Source organism: Fluviispira vulneris (assembly GCF_014281055.1).
GTDB classification, from domain to species: domain Bacteria; phylum Bdellovibrionota_B; class Oligoflexia; order Silvanigrellales; family Silvanigrellaceae; genus Silvanigrella; species Silvanigrella vulneris.
The window spans coordinates 642,761-660,922 of sequence record NZ_JACRSE010000002.1; the positions used below are offsets into that span (position 1 = coordinate 642,761).

Sequence of the window (18,162 nt, forward strand, 5' to 3'; positions counted from 1 at the left end):
TCAATCCCTAGGTTTTATAACATTATTTTCATCTATAAATCCTTCCATACGTGCAAGCTGTAAAAGCGTCGCAGAAAGTAGTTTATCCAAATTGTCTGCAGATGATTTTAGCCAATGATGTACTTTTGCATCATCGGGGTATAACTCAATACAGCTATGAGTGTAGTTTTTAAATGCTCTTACTTCCGTTAAAATTTGCAAAAGTTTTTCTGGGCATTTGCATTCAATCATGTCTGAATATTGATTTAATAAGTGAACTGTGTCATCAGTCAGTCTGCCATCTTCAGAAATTAAGCTATTTGTTTCCTCTTTCATAATGATAAAACTCTCCACATGATTTAAATTTAATTTTACATAAATTCTTATAACTTATTCTTAATTAAATTCGTTGGAACAAGCCAAAAAAGAGTGTGCTTCCCCTTTTTTCCTTTAAGAGTAGTGTCTCCGATTTTAAAAAAATCTAAATTATTTTTGCATAAATCATAAGTTGTTTGTGAAACCAATATATCGACTGAAAAAAATCGAGTCATGCGTTCAATACGTGAAGCTGTATTGACCACATCACCGAAAACCGAAAATTCGTTATATGTGCCTGCCTCAATTTTTCCAAAGACGATTTCGCCAGAATGAATTCCAATCCCTAATGATATTATGATTTGATTCAAAATATAACGGTTGCAATTGATTTTCCAAATTTCATCGAGCAACTTTAAACTACAGTAACAAGCTTTCATTGCATGGTCTGAGTTTGGGCTATTAACCCCAAAATGGGCAAGCAAACCATCACCCATAAATTTATCAACTGTACCACCGCACTTTGTTACTACGTTACTTAAAGTTTTTAATACATAATTTGCAAAAACAAAAGCTTCCTCAGGATCTTTATCATCAAATAAAGTAGTAAAATTCATGATATCACAGAACATTATCGTAGCCTCTACGCGTTTTTTTGTAATAGATGACATAAATTATATATCCTAAATTTAATTCATTTCTTACAGTGTGACTTCTTTGTATCTTAGCTCAATTCGGAAAGTGTCTCATTGCTTACGTGCAATCTTTGGCTATGTAATAATAAAGACACTTCCCCCCTGAATGCAAAAAATATTTTATGGGTGTATAGAGGGTATCGCATTGTATTTCAAAGTTAAAAGATATTTTATAAAGTTTATGCAAAAACAAACCTTCATCCGTGGATTGCTTTATTCTCTTGTATATTTTTTGTGATTTTATCAATTTATTCTTTTAAAAATGAAAATATAATAAAAATAGGATATTTTAACGCTTATCCTTTAGTTTTTAAAAATAACAATGAAGAAGTTGATGGGTTTGTGATTAATAAATTGATAAAGTCTCTAGAAGTATCAAACCAGTATAAGATCGAATTTATAGAATATTGATCCAAATATCATGCAAATCATAAACCAAAAAATTGCTAAAGAGAAAAACAGTTTGATTTCTTTTTGTGATTTAAAATTAAATAATCATTAAACTTCTATTAGAAAGAACTTAGTCTTTATGTAAAAGACAAATCTTTCTTATGGCCTCATTCCTTTCAGAAATTTAAAATTAATTATCTTGACTCGGATAAAACGTCATAAGAGTGATCTCACAGACAGTACCTAAACGCATGGGGGGGCCCCAAAAACCTGTGCCCTGATTTACATAAATATGTTGATTAGCATTGATTTTATACAAACCTTTATTGTACTTCTGATCCTTTAAAACAATATACTCAAGTGGCCAGATTTGTCCCCCGTGTGTGTGTCCCGAAATTTGTAAGTCAATAAATGGAAAATCGAGCATAAACTTAGAATCTTTTGGTTGGTGAGCGAGTAATATATTTAGAGAATTATCGACTTCATAACCATTTCTTTGTAAGTGATACACTGCGGAATGCAATCGTCTGTCATTGCGGCGTGGAATTTTTTCATGACTTAGCCAATGTCTGTCTTCTATTCCAAGAATATTAATATTAAGATCTTCAAACTTAAAAGAGTGAGAAGCATTCGAAATCACGTGCCAATGAAAGCGTTCTGATAAATGTTGTTTCCAACTTTTTGGACCACTATAATATTCATGATTACCCGTGATATAAATTACTCCTTGTTTAGAACGAAGTTCTGCTAATGGTGCTACTTCTTTTTTAAGTTGCTTTACTGAGCCATCCATAAGATCCCCTGTGATAAAGATAATATCAGGAGAAAGTGAATTTATTTTTTTTGTTAATTTTATCATTCTTTTTCTGCCAATAAGACCTGAAACATGAATATCACTTATAACAATAATACGGAGTTTTTTTAAACTTTCAGGTAAACTTTTTGTGATAGGTATACGGGCTTCAATTACAGACGGAGCTTTTAAAGCTTTACGCATAGAATAGAATGTTAGGAATAATCCACTTAGAATAACAAAATATGTTAGATATCTATCATCGTAATTCATGAATTTTAAAAATAAACTGATAGGTGATGTGATAAGACAAACAATTAAAAATAAAAAAGCAACACCCATCCATAGAAACATAAAAACTTCAAATATTTTTCGCAGAAAATGTGGGACAATCCTTAAGATTAAAAAACCAAAAAAAGTGAGAGACCATAGACAAAAAAAAGTCATGACCCAGAAGGGCGAATTGCCAAATAAAGGCGATATGAGGCGAACAAATAAATAATAATGTCCCATTACAGTTACTGAAAAAGCTAATAAAATTGCAAATAAAAGTTTTATTAGCATTTTAATTTATTTCCAATAGCTATAGATAATTTGAAAACTTGGATTTGAATTAATCGGAGTGTTTTGATTTTGCGGATTAGGCTTATTTGGGTCGTTTTTATTTGGGTCGTTTTTATTTGGGTCGTTTTTATTTGGATCATTTTTATTTGGATCATTTTTATTTGGATCATTTTTATTTGGATCATTTTCTTTATTTTGAGGATTGTCACCACTGCCAGAATTGTTACCTTGTGAGCCAGCTTGTTGGAAGACAACCACGAGAGTCCGCTCAATATCATTGACTACACCCCTTGATTCAACTTTGAAAATATTATCGGATGTTCCAAAAAGTTTATCTGTAATACTTTCGCTGTCCTTGTTTTCCTTAAAAGCAGAGATATTTGTTTGAAACCATTCTTTTATTCCAGATTTTTTAAAAGAATTCGAAGCTCGATAATTGTCAAATTTATCCCAATCTACGTCATTAATATCCATCCGCTCAGGAGTTAGGACACTTGCAATCAATTCTGTAGGAGCTGAATTGATATTTAAGTTGTTAAGATCACCAGTGAGTGGCCAAATTGTGAAATAAGGAGAAAACATATTGTAAATATCATCTAGGTGAAAGCCAGGGATACGCCGCAATTCTTCGAGGGACTCAAGTGCAGCATGTTTGGGTTGATATTTTGGAGCTATTGTGGAGTAAGCATTTTGTGTCGCTGATTGGAGGTACCCATCGGTTACTGAAAGTTTTATATATACACTCATATTATCGACAAGTTGTTGAGGAGTGTATCCAAGAGTTTCTAGGAATTTTTCAGAATCTTGTGTAGAAAAAATACGTAAAAGTGCCTTTTGCGTCTCTGAATAATTACGTCCTTGTAAGGAATTTACGTTTAATTTTGCATTTTCAGATGAAATATTAAGAACAAAATAACCTTTGACGACTTTCAGCGCCTCTCTGATCTCCGGAGAAATGGAGTTTGAAAGATTGACACCAGAAAGTTTATCGACACTATCAAAACTATTGGAACCAAGCGGCTGACCATTTAATAAACTATACATATCTTTTGGAATGGGAAGAACAGGATTGTCTTGGTATTTCGCAGCAAGAGCATTTAAACCAAGTAAAAATTTTGCAAACTCTATTCCTGTCAATGCAGTGGTCTGGGCATCGAGTTCATTTCTTTGTTCAATCGTGCTTTTTACACTGACTTGTGTTTGATAAACAATATCCGCAATGACACCGAGAATCATAGCAATAAAGACAAGTATAAAAATAAGAGCAAAGCCTTTTTGTTTCTTTATTATATATTTTTGCAATAGTTTTTTAACAAATAATTTTATTGCCATTTAAAACTTCCAGATGGATTGAGAACATTGGGTATACCATTCGTGCTCATAATATAAACTGTGGTATCTAACATATATGTTTTTCTATTTTGTTGACTGACCGGGTTTGCTGCACTCAGCTGCTTGTCAAGAGAACTTTCGGGTGAATAGGATTCAAGATGAATTTTGACAAGTTTTGGCAGTTTATTTTGTGTGTCATTTGCTGTTGTATCCCATTCTTGTCTATATTCATTGCCATTCCAAAAGAGTACATGAAATTCTTTGATATCAGGATCCAAAATTTCTTTTAAACCCACATCATCACGTTCAATGCTTTCCGACATGTCTGTATCGACCGCTCTTATAAGTTGATTTTTATTTGAGTTTTGTGGATCAGGACGAATAAAGTAACGAACAAAAGCAAGATTACTTTGAGTCGAGTTAGCTATATATGATTTAAAATTTGAGGTTGAAAATACTAAATTATTATTTCGGTAATAAAGTTGTGGTACTATTTGCCGTGCACCTAGATTCAATGAAGTTAAAGATTTTTGATCTGATATGTATGCACTTTGCAAATCTTCATATATTTTTTTCATTGCCATATTGATAGAATGTTTTTGGTTATTATAATCTGTTACTTTTTCTCTTGTACTGAGCTGGGTGGTTAATATATTAATTGTCATAACGCTTAATGCGGCTAAAATTGACAGAGCTAAAATAATTTCCAGAAGAGAAAAACCATGTTGATTTTTAAGCTTATGCATTATTTATTTCCTTGATCAGGAGAGTTAGATTTTTTATCATCACCTCCTAGATTAGGCAGATTAACACCCTTTAAAGCATCTTTGTCGATAAAGAAAAATCCTTCTGTGATGCTGCGTTGTGTGGATGCATCTCTCCAGTTCACAAGAATTGTTACATTATTAAAGAAACTTTGACTTTGTGCCCCTGCAGGTGCATCGAGTAACGGAGTGATACTAGAAAAAGTTGCGCTGACATCGCTTTGTTCATTGCCATCAGGTGAAATGAGATTATAAACACCCATCGCACTTAAGAGAAATTGGGAAGGTTTTACTTCTTTTAATTCTTTTTTTATAAGGCTGATTTTAAATTGTTCGTCTGTTGCCCAAGGGAACTCAGCTTCATTTGGAACAGCGTTGGAGCCTCCAGTGTCTAAGACGTATTGCAATTGAGAAATAGCAGAACGCATAGCCCATGAGGCTTTCATATTGTCACCTGATATTTGTGTTGAAGAAATTATAGATGACTGCAATCCAACTATTGTGCCAATAACTATTGAAAGAATACCAATGGCAAGAATGCATTCTAAGAGAGAAAATCCGCTTTCATTATTTTTTAGGTGGCGTAAAATCTGCATTTTGAAAGCCTTCAAGCAAACGAGTTTGTCCCGTGAGCGTGTTTATATTGAGTGTGAATTTGGGACCATTGGCTTCAAGCAATGATGAGTCTTCAGCGCTTTTTGAAGTCATTTGGAGTGATGTGGGAGTCAATGTTCCATTTGGTAAAAAATAAATATATGCAAATTCCGTTTTATTTTTATCTACACTTTTAGCTACATCTTCAAATTTAATTTCTTTACTGATTAAACCGCTGGTAAATTTTGCCACAACAACACGGCCGAGGAATTTTTGCTTATAAATAATAGAATCATTGATTTCTTGCCAAATGATGGGTCGTAAAATTTCGCGTTGAACCACAGGAATACTTCGAATTGAATAAAACTTTTTGTTACTTGAAGAGCTTGTTGTCATTTCTCTGTTCATCTGCTGTTTCGCTTTGTCATCCAAACTTTCGAGCAGTCTTTTTCTTCTATCACTTTTGAGCAAAGAGTCAGATTCATCAACATTGTCTATGGCAGGCGGACGTCCTTCAAACCCTAAAGGAGCTTGTTCAACCCAATACTCACTTTTTTTGATATCGATCACCATACGGTGCAACCTGCCAGAAAAAATAGCGCTATTGTAGGCTGAGCGCACTTGGGCAGTGAAGTTTCGCAGAGAACTTGACATTTGTGAATCTATTGAAAGAGTTAAATTGGGTAAAATCACCCCTGCAATAGCGCCAATAATCCCAAGGACTATGATAATTTCTATCAGCGTAAAACCAGAATCTGCTAGAACTTTATTTTTAGCGAAAAGAGAAAACGGTTTTTTTTTAGAGAACAAAGATTTCAGTTTGGAGCTCCTGCTTCGACTGTTTTACAATCAAGTTTTTTACCGTTTAGGTAACAAAGTGATTCATTGCTTCCTGGTTGACCGTCTTTACCATTTGAAATAATAAGTGGACCTTTATTTGTTAATTTATAATCAAAGGTATTATCCCATCCGTCATGTAAATCTTGCTCTACTGCTATAGGCGTTCCAGGATTTGTAGTGAGTGCCTGTAATCCTTGTGCAGTCGTTGGAAACTTACCAAAAGAGAGTTGATATTGGATTAATTTAGATTGCAGCGTGTAAGCTTTTGTATCTGTAATACCAGATTTTGCATTGTCTGTTCCCCCAGATATACGGCTAACGATAACCCCCATTAAGGTACCAATAATGGCAACAACGATAATTATTTCTAATATGGAAAATCCTGCTTGAGCAGCGAGTTGTTTTTTTATTTTTAAATATTTATTGAGATTCATAAATTGCGCACTCCAATTGGCTAAAAGAAATTTTATTATACTGAATAACCTTGCTAATGCAACCCATTCATAGCTTCAAGCATGGGACCCATGACGGACATCACCATTAAAAATACCATTCCTGCCATAAAAACCATAATAATTGGTCCAAGTAATTTTGTTGTGATTTCAACTTGATTATTTACATCTTCATCGTAAACCTCTGATATATTAAATAACATATCTTCAAGTTGCCCAGTTTTTTCACCTGTACGTAACATATGAATAACCATTGTTGGAAATCTACCAGTACGTTCAAGTGCTGTAGCAAGTTTATCTCCATCTTGAACTTTAACAATGGCTTCATCGAGTGCTTTTTCCATAACACTGTTGCCGACAACTTTGCGGGTGAGTTGAAGAGCTTCAACAATTCTAACACCACTCGATAAAACAGTGGAAAGTGTTTTTGAAAAACGGGAAACTGTTACCTTTTGAATGAGTGGACTGATGATAGGCGCTGTGTATAAAAATAAATCAATCTTATATTTACCTTTTTCAGTTTTTGACCAAGAAAAAATAGCAAAACCAATGACGATAAAAATAATGAGAAAAGGTAACCACCAATTTTGAAGAAAATTTGATAAGTCATTCATAATTACCGTATACCAAGGTAACGTTACTTTAATAGACGTAAAAGATTTTATCATTTCTGGCATGATTTTTACAAATAAGAAAATAGTCACTAAAATAGCAACGACAATCATAAATGCAGGATATGTCAAAGCGCCTACAATTTTTCTTCTAATTTCGATTTGATAATTAATAAACTCAGACAATCTCTGCATTACAAGCGGGAGTGCGCCTGCTTTTTCTGCAGCAGCAATCATATTTATATAAATAGAACTAAAAACTTTTGGATATGTTCTATGTGCATCAGAAAGAGATTTCCCTTCTGAGACGAGTTCACGAATGCGAATATAAATTGCTTTTAATTCTTCATTTTCAACTTGCTCGGAAACGGCTCTGAGAGCATCATTTATATCAACTGCAGAGCGCAATAGAATTGCAAACTGTTTCGTAGCAAGCGCAAGATCTTCAGGTTTCGGCGGTTTACGATTGAGTTTTGTTAGAAAACTTGTGCTTCCTTCAGCGGCATTTGCACGATTGTCCACCTTCATTTCAATAATATAAATGCCTTGCTTTTTTAACTTGATCCTGGCATCTCGTGGAGATTCCGCTTCAATAAAAGCTTTTATTTTTTTACCTGTTTTTGCATATTGACCTTTGTAAGAATACAAGGGCATGGCTATGATACCTCGTTATCGCTTTCGGTTTGAGTGGCAAAAAGAGCTTCTTCAAGAGTTGTTTCTCCTTTGAGAAATCTTTCTTGCGCAGAATCTCTAAGTGTCTTCATACCACGCTGAACACACATTCTTTTTAAACTAGCACCGTCCGAACTTTTCAGTACGAAATTACGAATGTGTTCATCGAAAACGAGCAATTCGTATATTCCTATCCGGCCAGAATAACCTGATGATTTACATGCTTGGCATCCGTTTTCTTTCGCTTTATAGAAGACCTTACCTTCTGTTTGCTTCGCACTCAAACCCAACAATCCAAGTTCTTCCGCTGTGTGGACGGTTTGAACGCGGCAGGTTTGGCAGACTTTTCGCACCAAACGCACAGCTAGAATACCAACAACAGCTGTTGTGATTTGGAAAGGTTCAATACCAAAGTCGACAAGGCGTGTGACCGATGCAGCGGTGTCATTGGTGTGCAATGTGCTTAACACAAGGTGACCAGTAATCGATGCCTGCACAGCAATCTGCGCCGTTTCTGAGTCACGAATTTCACCAATTAAAATGATATTCGGGTTTTGTCTGAGGATAGAACGCAAAGCGGCTGCAAAAGTAAGTCCTGCTTTTTCGTTGACTTCTACTTGGCTCACACCAGGAAGTTGAATTTCGACAGGGTCTTCAACAGTTATGATACTCACATCGGGTTTATTAATCGACATGAGAGCAGAAGCAAGAGTTGTGGTTTTACCTGAACCTGTTGGGCCTGTGACGAGCACAATTCCGTGTTTTTGATTGATAATGGTCTTGAAGTTTTTCAAGAGCATTTTGGGCATACCTATGTCATCAAGATCCGGCATACCACCCGACTTATCGAGAATACGTAAAACTATGCGTTCACCAAATTTAATAGGAAGAGTGCTAACGCGCACATCGATTTCTCGAGTTCCTACTTTTAGAGTGATGCGTCCATCCTGAGGTAAGCGGCTTTCAGCAATGTTTAATTTTGCTAGAATTTTAATACGTGTCGTGACGCTTGATTGATATTTTTTAGGAATCACTCTCACTTCACGCAGACGTCCATCAATACGAAAACGCACGGAAACACGATCTTCAAATGGTTCTATGTGAATATCGGATGCTTTTTCAGTGATACTGCGACGAATGATTGCTGTAACTTCTTTGCGTACAGGCGCTTCTTCATTGTCTTGTAAAAGATTATGTGCAACATCGAGACCTTCAATTCCACCAATATCATCATCAGCAGTCAGCCCTTTACCTTGATCTGCAAGTTCTTGGCGCTCAAAAACATTGTTAATTGCTCCTTCGATAAAATCACGAGGAGCGACTATTCTTTTTATGTTTTTATTTAAAATAACTCTGAGATCGTCAATGCTAATTGTATCAAGTGGATTGGATACAGCAACTGTTACGTTAAGATCGTCTTCTGCAATTGGTAAAATCATGTGCTGTAAACAAAAACTAATATTTAAATTGCGAATAATTTTTGGATTGATTTCGTTATAAGGGAAATGTTCTTGATATTCTAAATTGAGAAAAATAGCAAGAGCTTTGGCTTTATCTGTTTCTTGTAAAACATCGCTTTCAACTAAAATATCACCAATATGAATATTATTTGTTGCTTGTTCTTCAAGAGCTTCATCAATTTGTTTTTGTGTGACACGAAATTTTTCAATTAAAATATCTTCAAACGTTTTATTTTTATTTAAAAGTTCAGGATACTCTTCAACACTCTTTTTTAATGTAATTTTTGAAAGAATATCCTCTAAGTTAACAATATTTTCTTTTTCGGATGTCTTTGTAGGCATAAGGCTTTCTCACCTCCATCTTATTGGTATGGAGGTGGTGGTGGTGGAGGTGGTGGTGAAGGAAAGCCAAAGCCTCCCCCGCTTGTACCTGAATTTGAAGAAGGTGCGTTGATTGGGTTTGGATCTTCACTTGGTAAAATAACTCTTTTTGTAACAGGTGCAGGTTCGAAAGTTTGATTTTTCTCACTTTCAATTTGCTCTTCTGTTTTTGGTGGAGCTATAGGTGCTTTTCCTGCATCTTCGCTAGGAAGTTTAGAATAAAACTCTTCTTCTTTAAATTTATCACCATAAAAAGCTTTTAAAAATAAATCTCTGTCTTTGATTTTTTCTGAATAAATTTTTTCAAGATCATCAGAGTTACGGACAATATGAGGTGTGACAAATAATGTGAGACTTGTTTTTCTTTTCACTTTGTTGATTGTTTTAAAGAGCCAACCTAAAATGGGGATATCACCAAGTAATGGAACTTTTGCTTCAGTAATTTTATGGCTGTCTTGCGTGATTCCACCTAAGACTGCAGTTTGAGAGTTTTGCACAATGAGTGTGGATTCTGCAGAGCGTTTGCTAATGGGATTTGGATATCCATTTTCTCCAGCAGGACCAGCATCATCAAGCTGTAAATTGATCTTCATTGAGACAAAATCAGTGCGCGATATTTGCGGAGTGATTTTTAATGAAGTTGTTACATCATATTTGTTCACTGATTGAATTGTACCTTGGCCATTCGGATTCGAGGTATTTGTGACAGTGCTATATTGCTGGTTAGACTGAAAGTTTGCTGTTTCGTTGTCTGAAACCATCATACTTGGTGTTTGTAAAATATTGGTATTGGAGTCTTGTTTTAAAGCAAACAAAAGGGCGCCAGGAGTTAAAGTGAATGGTCCAAGATTTATTGATTTATTACTTAGAATTCCGAGCATGAATTGATTTCCTGCTCCTTTTAAGGCGTCTATATTTGTTGTTGTATTTGTTTGTTGTACGACAAATGGAGCCGCTTGAGCAGCATTAAAGCCAAAGGGCATTATATATCTGCCATCACTTACAGTAGCTCCACCTAGAGTTGAAGGTCTCCAATTAAAATCATTTCCAACTGCCATATCAACTATACTAGCTTCAACATAAACCTGTGCTCTGCGTTTATCCAGCTGGGCAATGATTCCATCGAGTTCGTCATAGGCGGATTTACTGCCTTGAATAACAAGTGAATTTGTTGCCTTGTCCGCCGTAACTTTCACACCGTTTAAATCGGCAACAGCTTGAGGTTGTGGTTGAGGTCCTGAGCTGGGGGCGCCTGGAGAAGGTGGTGGTGGTGGTTGAAAATAAGCTGGACGAAACGGAGAATTTTGCGGGCGTGTGTTTTGGGTCAACGCTTGTAATGTTTGAGCAAGTTTTTCTGCATCGGCATAGTCGAGAGGTCGTACACGCACCATAGTTTGTGAGTTTTGATCAACTGCAGGTTTGTCTATGCGTTGAACAAAACGTACAATATCGTCCAGGCCGTTTGCTGGACCAACGAGGATTATCGAGTTCGTTCTTTCGTCGGCAAGAACCTTTTGCAAACTTAAAGAAGGACCGTTGCGATTACCAAAAATATCGTTGACTTTTGCTACAGCGTCTTTGGCATCCATGTAATTAATAGGTACAATAGAAACCAGAGGTTGGTTGGTTTTTGAATCTAATAATTTGATCACTTCGAGAATACGTCGAATACGATTGCCTGTGTCAGTAAGAATGAGCGAATTCGTTGTAGTGAAAGCTGCGTATTGCGTAATGCCAAGCAGAGGTCTGAGTTGGTTGATCACACTGTTGGCATCGATGTATTTGAGAGGAACAACTTGATTGATAATTTCGTCGGTTGAAGGTGACCAGTTTTCCCCATAATACGTTTTTATGTTAGAAGATTTAGCATTGGCAATCGGAAGTATTTTGACAACAGATCCTGTTTCCACTGTAGTGAAACCAGAAATATTAAGAGCACTTAAAAATGCTTGGTATGCTTCTTCTTTTGTCACTGGTTCTGGTGAAATAATAGAAATTCTTGAAGAGCCAGCAACTCCTTGCGCAAGGACGAAGTTTTTGCCTGTCCATAGACCAATTGTTTTTATAATATCGCTTAAATTTGCCCCATTTGGAAAGTCGATACTTACGAGCTCTTTGCCATGAGGAATTTCATCAGCTGGATTGACTTTTTTATTTTTATCTTGGGATTTTGCTGAATTTGCTGCGCTATCCTTTTGTTTATCCTGAATATGTGGTGATGAAATGGGTGGTTGCGGCTGAGTTTGTACACCTGTTTGGGGACTTGGAAATTTTGCTTGGTTTGGTGCTTTATTTGTTTGAGAATCTTTAGCATTGCCGTTAGAGGGCAAAGTGGGTTGATTGGGTGCTTTGTTGGGCTGCGGATTTTTCGGGTCAACATTCGCAGGACTAGCTGGTTGATTCGAAGATTTATTGAGATCTTTCGGAGGAGAGGGTGGTAAAGGAGGAATAGGAGGCGTTTGAGCAACAACAGCACTATTGAAAACAAGACTCGCAACAGTTGTCATTAAACTAAAATTAATTTTCCTATTGTATCCTATCCTTAAAAAGCTTTTATTTTCTGTTCTTTTTTTCAATATCTGATTCATCGAACTGTTACCTTTTTAGTCATATGCATACCCGCTCTACTGATTTCAACAATAATATTTGTTTCGTCTTGCATAGCTTCATATAATTTAAAGCCCTGAGAGGGATCCTCAAGTTTAATTCCATTCACTGATGTGATTACGTCGCCATTTTCCAGATTCATTTTATCAAAGAGACTCCCTGCCGTGATTGCAAAAATTTTAAATCCAATTGTTTTGCCATTTGAAACTTCGGGAACAAGACGAGCTGAATTTAGGATTTTTGAAAATCCAGGTCCAATCTGATCGTCAACAAAATCTGATGTAAATTCATAAGTCTGTCCATCGCTATTGTTGTTTTTATCACTCTCTATTGGATAACGTGATTGCGTCCCAGTTGAAAGACAAATTTTTGTATTTGCTTGTCGAATTTGCACTGTTGAAGGAGTTGGTATTTTATAAACTTCATACGTTTCGTTATCAATGATTGTTTGTCCTTCATGATAGACGTCTGCTGTTTGAATTCTTGGGTCTTTAAAGGTAACAAGATTTGTTTTTGGATTACCTGTATATAAAATTCCAACAAGTTCAACTGGAAGTTTTTCATTATTTTTAGAACAAGCTATGGCATCAAAGTTTTGAATAAGTCCATTATTTTCTGCAGAGTCTTCTGGAGGTATTTCACCTGAAATATTAAAAATATTACGGTCAATTACTTTTTTTTGTATTTGGGGATAAGTAACCTTTGCGGTTAAAATAAGAGGATTGTAGACTTGCTTTGAGTTGTTTTGCTTTGAGTTTGGTGATTCTATAAGATAAATTGATGCAAAAGTATTAACTATATTTGAGAGAATAATGCACGAGCCAAAAGTTATTAATAAGGTACGAACGAAAAATAAGTCATTTACATTTAAATTCGAAACAAGTGTTGGTACCTTAAATTTATTAAAAAAGTCAGGTTCCTTCAATTTAGCAAAGAATTTATTGTTCATTAAATTGTCAAATATTTTTAATTTTTGCATTTATTGTATATTCGCCTTTAACTCCGTTTGTTTACCACTTCTTAATATTTGCAATACGATTGTGTTTTCATTTCTCATTGAGTTAAGTGTTTGAATGGCGCGTGCGGCATCATTCAATTGAATATTGTTAATTGAATTGACAATATCACCATTTTGCAAACCTAACTTTGCATAAACACTATTGGGAGTAATATTTGTTAAAATAAATCCTTTAACTTGGCCTCCGACGAGATAAGGTGAAGCTTTTGCATCCTCAAGAGTCTTAGCAAAATTATTTGTCAAAATATTATTTACCCATTGTTTTGAAGCTGTTGAAACATTGCCATTTCGTTCAAAACCATTTTCCTTATAAGATGATCCATTGTTACTTTGCGATACTCTTGATTCTCTACTTTTTGGTGGAGTTGGATATACTAAATCAATATACTCAGGACAATTTTTATTGGTAATTAAAATTCTATTTTTTTGAATTCCGGTTAATCTTCCACCCATCGGCAGCTTGTCACCAATGACAAAACTGTTACTTTTTTTATTATCGGTGGAGCCTGAGTTTTCGAGTTGAACTATACTTGTTTCCGAAGTACCACCAAAAATGATGCCTGCAATTTTGTACTGGAGATCGGATTTAATTGGATTCTGTGAACAGACAAGTTGTCCATTGTCTTCTGCATCAGGAATAGCACCTGTTACATTAAATAAATTTCTTTTAAGAATGGAATCTACTGTTTGAGTTTCGGTTAAGGTATCAGTGTTATTTATTTCTGTCTGCTGAGTATTTTTACTGTTTTTGGATTGAGAAAGCCCCGTGAACGTAGTGACAACTCCCAAAGCAAAGGAAATGCCGACGATTGAATAGACATAGGGCACTACTTTTTCTGCGGGCGGAATGACTAAGTCTGACGAGAATATCCTATGTTTGAATTTTGCTACAAAACTCTTCATTTTTAAATAGTTCTTAACATTAAAGTTGATTTATCCTTGTTACGACTATGGTTATGTCATCTTCAAGTGGCTTACCTGAACCATAAAATTCCAAAGCATCTTGAAGAAGATGTTCTATAAAAGCAGCGCAATTTTCAGAGTTATTTTTGTCTATAAACTTTCGCAATCTCCTTTTGCCATATTCGTCATCTTGCTCATTTTTATTTTCTATCAGGCCATCTGTATAAAAAAATACAAAGTCGTCTTTTTCAAGTGGAATTTCCTTCTTTTCAAAACTTTCACCATTTGTATTACCGAGTCGGTGACCACTTGCAACTAAACTTATAACTTTTTTATCTGCTCGTACAAGCATTGGAAAATTATGTCCAGCATTTGAAAAACGTATGACTCTTTTTTCGAAATCAAAAACACAAGAAAAACAGGTCATATTGTAACGCACGTCATTGCTATTGCCCATGCTCGAAAGCACTGTATCAAATCCTACGAGAATGTCATCTACATCAAGATTTTCTCCCGCAAAAAGTTTGCTTTGAACTGCGACAAAATAACCAGACACTGCTGCAGTTACCATAGCACTTGCGGTACCGTGGCCAGTAACATCTGCAATAAAAACGAAAAACTTATCTTTTAATGAAACAGTGTTCCACCAATCTCCTCCACAAAATGCTGCAGGAATTGCAGTGCCTGCGCATTCAACATTGGGATGAACAGGAGGTGTTTGTGGGAGAAATGTTTTCTGCACCAATTGACTTGTTGCAAGTTCCATTTCGAGAGTTCGTCGTTGCCCTTCTTTTTCTTCTATTTCTTTTTTAATTTGATCGTAACGTTTTCCAAGTTCATCATTGGCTCTACCCAGCTCATAATTACTTTTGTTTAATTGATTAAATAAACGAACCGTTTCAGCTTGGTTTTTCGCAATCATTGTATAACCAAGAAGCGATCCAGTGGTACTTTCAATTTTTACACCATTGATTGAAAATGGTAAAAGTTCTCCTTCTGATGTCTGAACAAATACTTCAACATCTCTGACAAAACCTTGTGTTGTGAATTGAATTTCAAGCTCTAAATAATAATCCACTAAACTTTCTGCGTGCGGAAATAATTTCCTTATATGTTGTCCTATGAGTTCTGCTTGCACGTATCTTGTGGTTTCACAAGCGGATTTATTTGCTTTCATAATAATTCCGTCTTGGTTTAAGAGAAACATCATTTCAAACATATTATCAACGACTTGGTCGATAAATCTTTGATGCTCTAAAATACCTCTTGCCACTTCAAGTAGTTTTAAATGCGATTCAGAAGTAAAACTATTAAGTTGTTCTTCAGGTAAAAGATCAAGATTTTGGATTGATACCATTTGTATCGTTTGTAAAAGTTTTTGAGTGGGTTCCGTGAATTCTTCATGCCATTCATGAATTAAATCATTTGATTTTTTAAATATATGATAGGTAAAAATACCAGATATTATTGTAAATATTATCATGAAAATATTGAGAACTAAATTAACAATAATGACATTTCCAATAATACCAAAAAGAATAATAAAGCCAATATAGGCATAAACGTTTTGAACGATATTCAAAAGCTTTTTTGTCCACTTTTGGATGATGTCGTCTATCGTTATGTTACTCAATGGTATTTTCTCCTGTTTCCTAATTTTATCAGTTTCAATGTGGCTGAGATGTCAGTTAAATGAAGCTTTGAAATCTTCTTTCACTATGTCAATACTGTGGCTCTCTATATTAGTGTTACATTATCCGAAGTGACCTTAGTAAAAAGATTTAGTTGAATGCGACTTGGAGTGCTTCATGGAAGAAATCCGATTTAAACCCACAGTTCTTGTCTTGCTCGCCATCATTGGTGCAGTTGTGATCGCAGCAACAGGTTTTCTGTCCACAGATTGGATGCTTACGACAGCTGTCGGTGTGGTGCTGTTTCTTTTGTCTTATGTCTGGTTTTTTGCAGTAAGAAAAAGAATAGATGAGATCTTGACGCATGATTTAGACAAAATTGCTAATGAAGCAGCTCGTGCAATCCGTGAAGAATTGGAATCGAAAGGGGTAAATGCTTCTGAGCGTAAAGTTTACGATAAAGAAAAGACTCTTGACAATCGTGAAAAATCATTCGAAGGCAAGGAAAAGTCACTTGAAAGCAAAGAAAGAGCGCTTGAAAATAAAGAAAAAGAATTGCTGACTCGTGAAAAGGATCTCTTAAGAAAAATCGAAGAATTAGAAAGTAAAAAGAAATCTTTCGAGCAAACAACAGCTATACCTTCTGTTTCTGTAGCAGCATCCTCACGCTCAAAAGATGGTACAAAAGAAGAATTATACGAGAGAGAAATAATTGCATTGAGACATCAGCTTTTACATATGGAAGAAGTCAATAATGCTCGCCTCTCTACATTGCAGCATGAATTTCAATCAAAAAATGTTCAAGCGCAGAAAAATATGGAGTTTTGGAAATCTTCAGCTGAGAGCATGAATAAAAAATTACAAGAACAAAAGAGAGAATTTGAGTCACTGGCAAAAACTCTGGAAAGCAGAGCCGTTCTATCTGAAGAAAGAGCTCTTGAGCAACAAAATAGATTGGCTAAATTGCAGCTTGAAAACTCACAAAAAGAAGTGGGTGTAAGTGAGCAAGTTCAACGACTTGAAGAGATCATTTCTCTCGTACCAGAAATGACCAATCAATTGCATAATGTAACACATCAGACAGAAAGAAGTGCGATTGAGATAGGAGATAAAGTTCGATTTATTTATGAAAAAGCTCAAGAACATCTTGAAGAGTCTAACGAGATATCTGCTCAATTTAGAGGTGGTAAAGGAAATAACAACAACACATCACTCAGTGAAGTGATTCAAAGCAGTTTATCTTTGTTACGTGAAATGATTGAAATGCTCGAACAAAACTCGAAATTGAATATGGATTATTCAAAAGCAATCGATACAATCCTTGTAAATACTGCAGAGATTAATAAGATCAGTGATGAAATTCAATATATCTCCGATCAAACAAACTTGCTTGCCTTGAACGCGGCAATCGAAGCTGCCCGTGCGGGTGAACATGGACGTGGTTTCTCTGTGGTTGCTGAAGAAGTGCGCAAATTGTCAGACCGAACTAGTTTAGCAAGTAATAATATTATTCAAATTGTCGGTAAAGTAAACTCAAGTGTAAGAGATATCAGTAGAAGTTTATTGGAAAACTTAAAGAAAAATACAGAGAAGAAAACACACGTCGACCATGCAGTGAACGAACTTGTCAGAACAGCTGAAGAGAGTACTGAAGTCTTTACCAAATTGATTTCAAATGCAGTGGCAAGTTCGGAAAGTGTTGCCAAAAATATCGATCAGATCATTCTCAGTCTCCAGTTCCAAGACATAACCAAGCAACAGATCGATCAAGCGTTGCAACCACTTGAGAGAATAAAGATAAATATCGAAGATCTGTTAAACAAAGCTCTGCAAAACGATGCGCTTGCCCTGAAAACTGCACACCAGGGTGGTAGTGGTGGAGGTGCTGCAAACGGTGGAGGCACTCCTCCACCTCCACCCTCGACTCCACCGGCTGGCACTCCTCCTCCATCATCAATGCCACCACCTAAAGCAAGTGCTGCTCCAAGTGGTGCAACGGCTGCGCCTCCGCCTCCTGCTAAACCTGCACCTGCGGTGAAACCAACTGAAACGGTTGCACAGGCAGAAGAGGATGAATCTCTTACAAAAGGTGATGTGGTCTTCTTTTAAGAAATTGCCGAAAAAACTCCCAATTGTGGTCTTGTTATATTTTTTACAAGGT

At 35.7% G+C, this 18,162-nt stretch carries 15 protein-coding genes; 1 reads left to right on the forward strand and 14 read right to left on the reverse strand.

Annotation, left to right across the window (positions count from 1 at the left end; all coding sequences use genetic code 11):
- From H7355_RS06635 to H7355_RS06700, 14 genes are all read right to left on the reverse strand, one after another.
- The gene (locus H7355_RS06635) at positions 1 to 315 is read right to left on the reverse strand and encodes a hypothetical protein (RefSeq protein WP_186645936.1); all 315 of its coding nucleotides are present in this window, start codon (positions 313 to 315) and stop codon (positions 1 to 3) included.
- A 47-nt stretch (positions 316 to 362) separates the two neighbouring features.
- Positions 363 to 965: an adenylate/guanylate cyclase domain-containing protein gene (locus tag H7355_RS06640; protein ID WP_186645937.1), complete on the reverse strand. Its 603-nt coding sequence runs from the start codon at positions 963 to 965 to the stop codon at positions 363 to 365.
- A 604-nt stretch (positions 966 to 1,569) separates the two neighbouring features.
- A complete protein-coding gene (locus H7355_RS06645; protein WP_186645938.1) occupies positions 1,570 to 2,736 on the reverse strand; it encodes a metallophosphoesterase in 1,167 nt (388 codons plus the stop codon).
- 6 nt (positions 2,737 to 2,742) lie between these two features.
- Positions 2,743 to 4,068: a type II secretion system minor pseudopilin gene (locus H7355_RS06650; protein ID WP_186645939.1), complete on the reverse strand. Its 1,326-nt coding sequence runs from the start codon at positions 4,066 to 4,068 to the stop codon at positions 2,743 to 2,745.
- The gene (locus H7355_RS06655; RefSeq protein WP_186645940.1) at positions 4,059 to 4,814 is read right to left on the reverse strand and encodes a PulJ/GspJ family protein; all 756 of its coding nucleotides are present in this window, start codon (positions 4,812 to 4,814) and stop codon (positions 4,059 to 4,061) included. The genes H7355_RS06650 and H7355_RS06655 overlap by 10 nt, the downstream gene beginning before the upstream one ends.
- A complete protein-coding gene (locus tag H7355_RS06660; RefSeq protein ID WP_186645941.1) occupies positions 4,814 to 5,428 on the reverse strand; it encodes a type IV pilus modification PilV family protein in 615 nt (204 codons plus the stop codon). The genes H7355_RS06655 and H7355_RS06660 overlap by 1 nt, the downstream gene beginning before the upstream one ends.
- Positions 5,400 to 6,236, reverse strand: a complete 837-nt coding sequence (locus tag H7355_RS06665; RefSeq protein WP_186645942.1) for a prepilin-type N-terminal cleavage/methylation domain-containing protein — start codon at positions 6,234 to 6,236, stop codon at positions 5,400 to 5,402. Before H7355_RS06665 ends, H7355_RS06660 begins: the two co-directional genes overlap by 29 nt.
- 5 nt (positions 6,237 to 6,241) lie before the next feature.
- The gene (locus H7355_RS06670; RefSeq protein ID WP_186645987.1) at positions 6,242 to 6,700 is read right to left on the reverse strand and encodes a type II secretion system protein GspG; all 459 of its coding nucleotides are present in this window, start codon (positions 6,698 to 6,700) and stop codon (positions 6,242 to 6,244) included.
- 53 nt (positions 6,701 to 6,753) lie between these two features.
- On the reverse strand, positions 6,754 to 7,983 hold the full coding sequence (locus H7355_RS06675; protein WP_186645943.1) for a type II secretion system F family protein: 1,230 nt from the start codon (positions 7,981 to 7,983) through the stop codon (positions 6,754 to 6,756).
- A 2-nt stretch (positions 7,984 to 7,985) separates the two neighbouring features.
- On the reverse strand, positions 7,986 to 9,803 hold the full coding sequence (locus H7355_RS06680) for a GspE/PulE family protein (RefSeq protein ID WP_186645944.1): 1,818 nt from the start codon (positions 9,801 to 9,803) through the stop codon (positions 7,986 to 7,988).
- 20 nt (positions 9,804 to 9,823) lie between these two features.
- Positions 9,824 to 12,430 (reverse strand): type II secretion system secretin GspD, encoded by a 2,607-nt coding sequence (gene gspD, locus H7355_RS06685; protein ID WP_186645945.1) that lies wholly within the window; start codon positions 12,428 to 12,430, stop codon positions 9,824 to 9,826.
- Positions 12,427 to 13,428: a hypothetical protein gene (locus tag H7355_RS06690; RefSeq protein WP_186645946.1), complete on the reverse strand. Its 1,002-nt coding sequence runs from the start codon at positions 13,426 to 13,428 to the stop codon at positions 12,427 to 12,429. The genes gspD and H7355_RS06690 overlap by 4 nt, the downstream gene beginning before the upstream one ends.
- Positions 13,429 to 14,370 carry a PDZ domain-containing protein gene (locus tag H7355_RS06695; RefSeq protein ID WP_186645947.1) on the reverse strand — a complete coding sequence of 314 codons (942 nt, stop codon included), beginning with the start codon at positions 14,368 to 14,370 and terminating at the stop codon, positions 13,429 to 13,431.
- A gap of 19 nt (positions 14,371 to 14,389) precedes the next feature.
- Positions 14,390 to 16,003: a SpoIIE family protein phosphatase gene (locus H7355_RS06700; RefSeq protein WP_186645948.1), complete on the reverse strand. Its 1,614-nt coding sequence runs from the start codon at positions 16,001 to 16,003 to the stop codon at positions 14,390 to 14,392.
- 175 nt (positions 16,004 to 16,178) lie between these two features.
- On the opposite strand from H7355_RS06700, the gene H7355_RS06705 reads away from it, so the two are divergent.
- A complete protein-coding gene (locus tag H7355_RS06705) occupies positions 16,179 to 18,110 on the forward strand; it encodes a methyl-accepting chemotaxis protein (protein WP_186645949.1) in 1,932 nt (643 codons plus the stop codon).
- Positions 18,111 to 18,162: the final 52 nt, after the last annotated feature.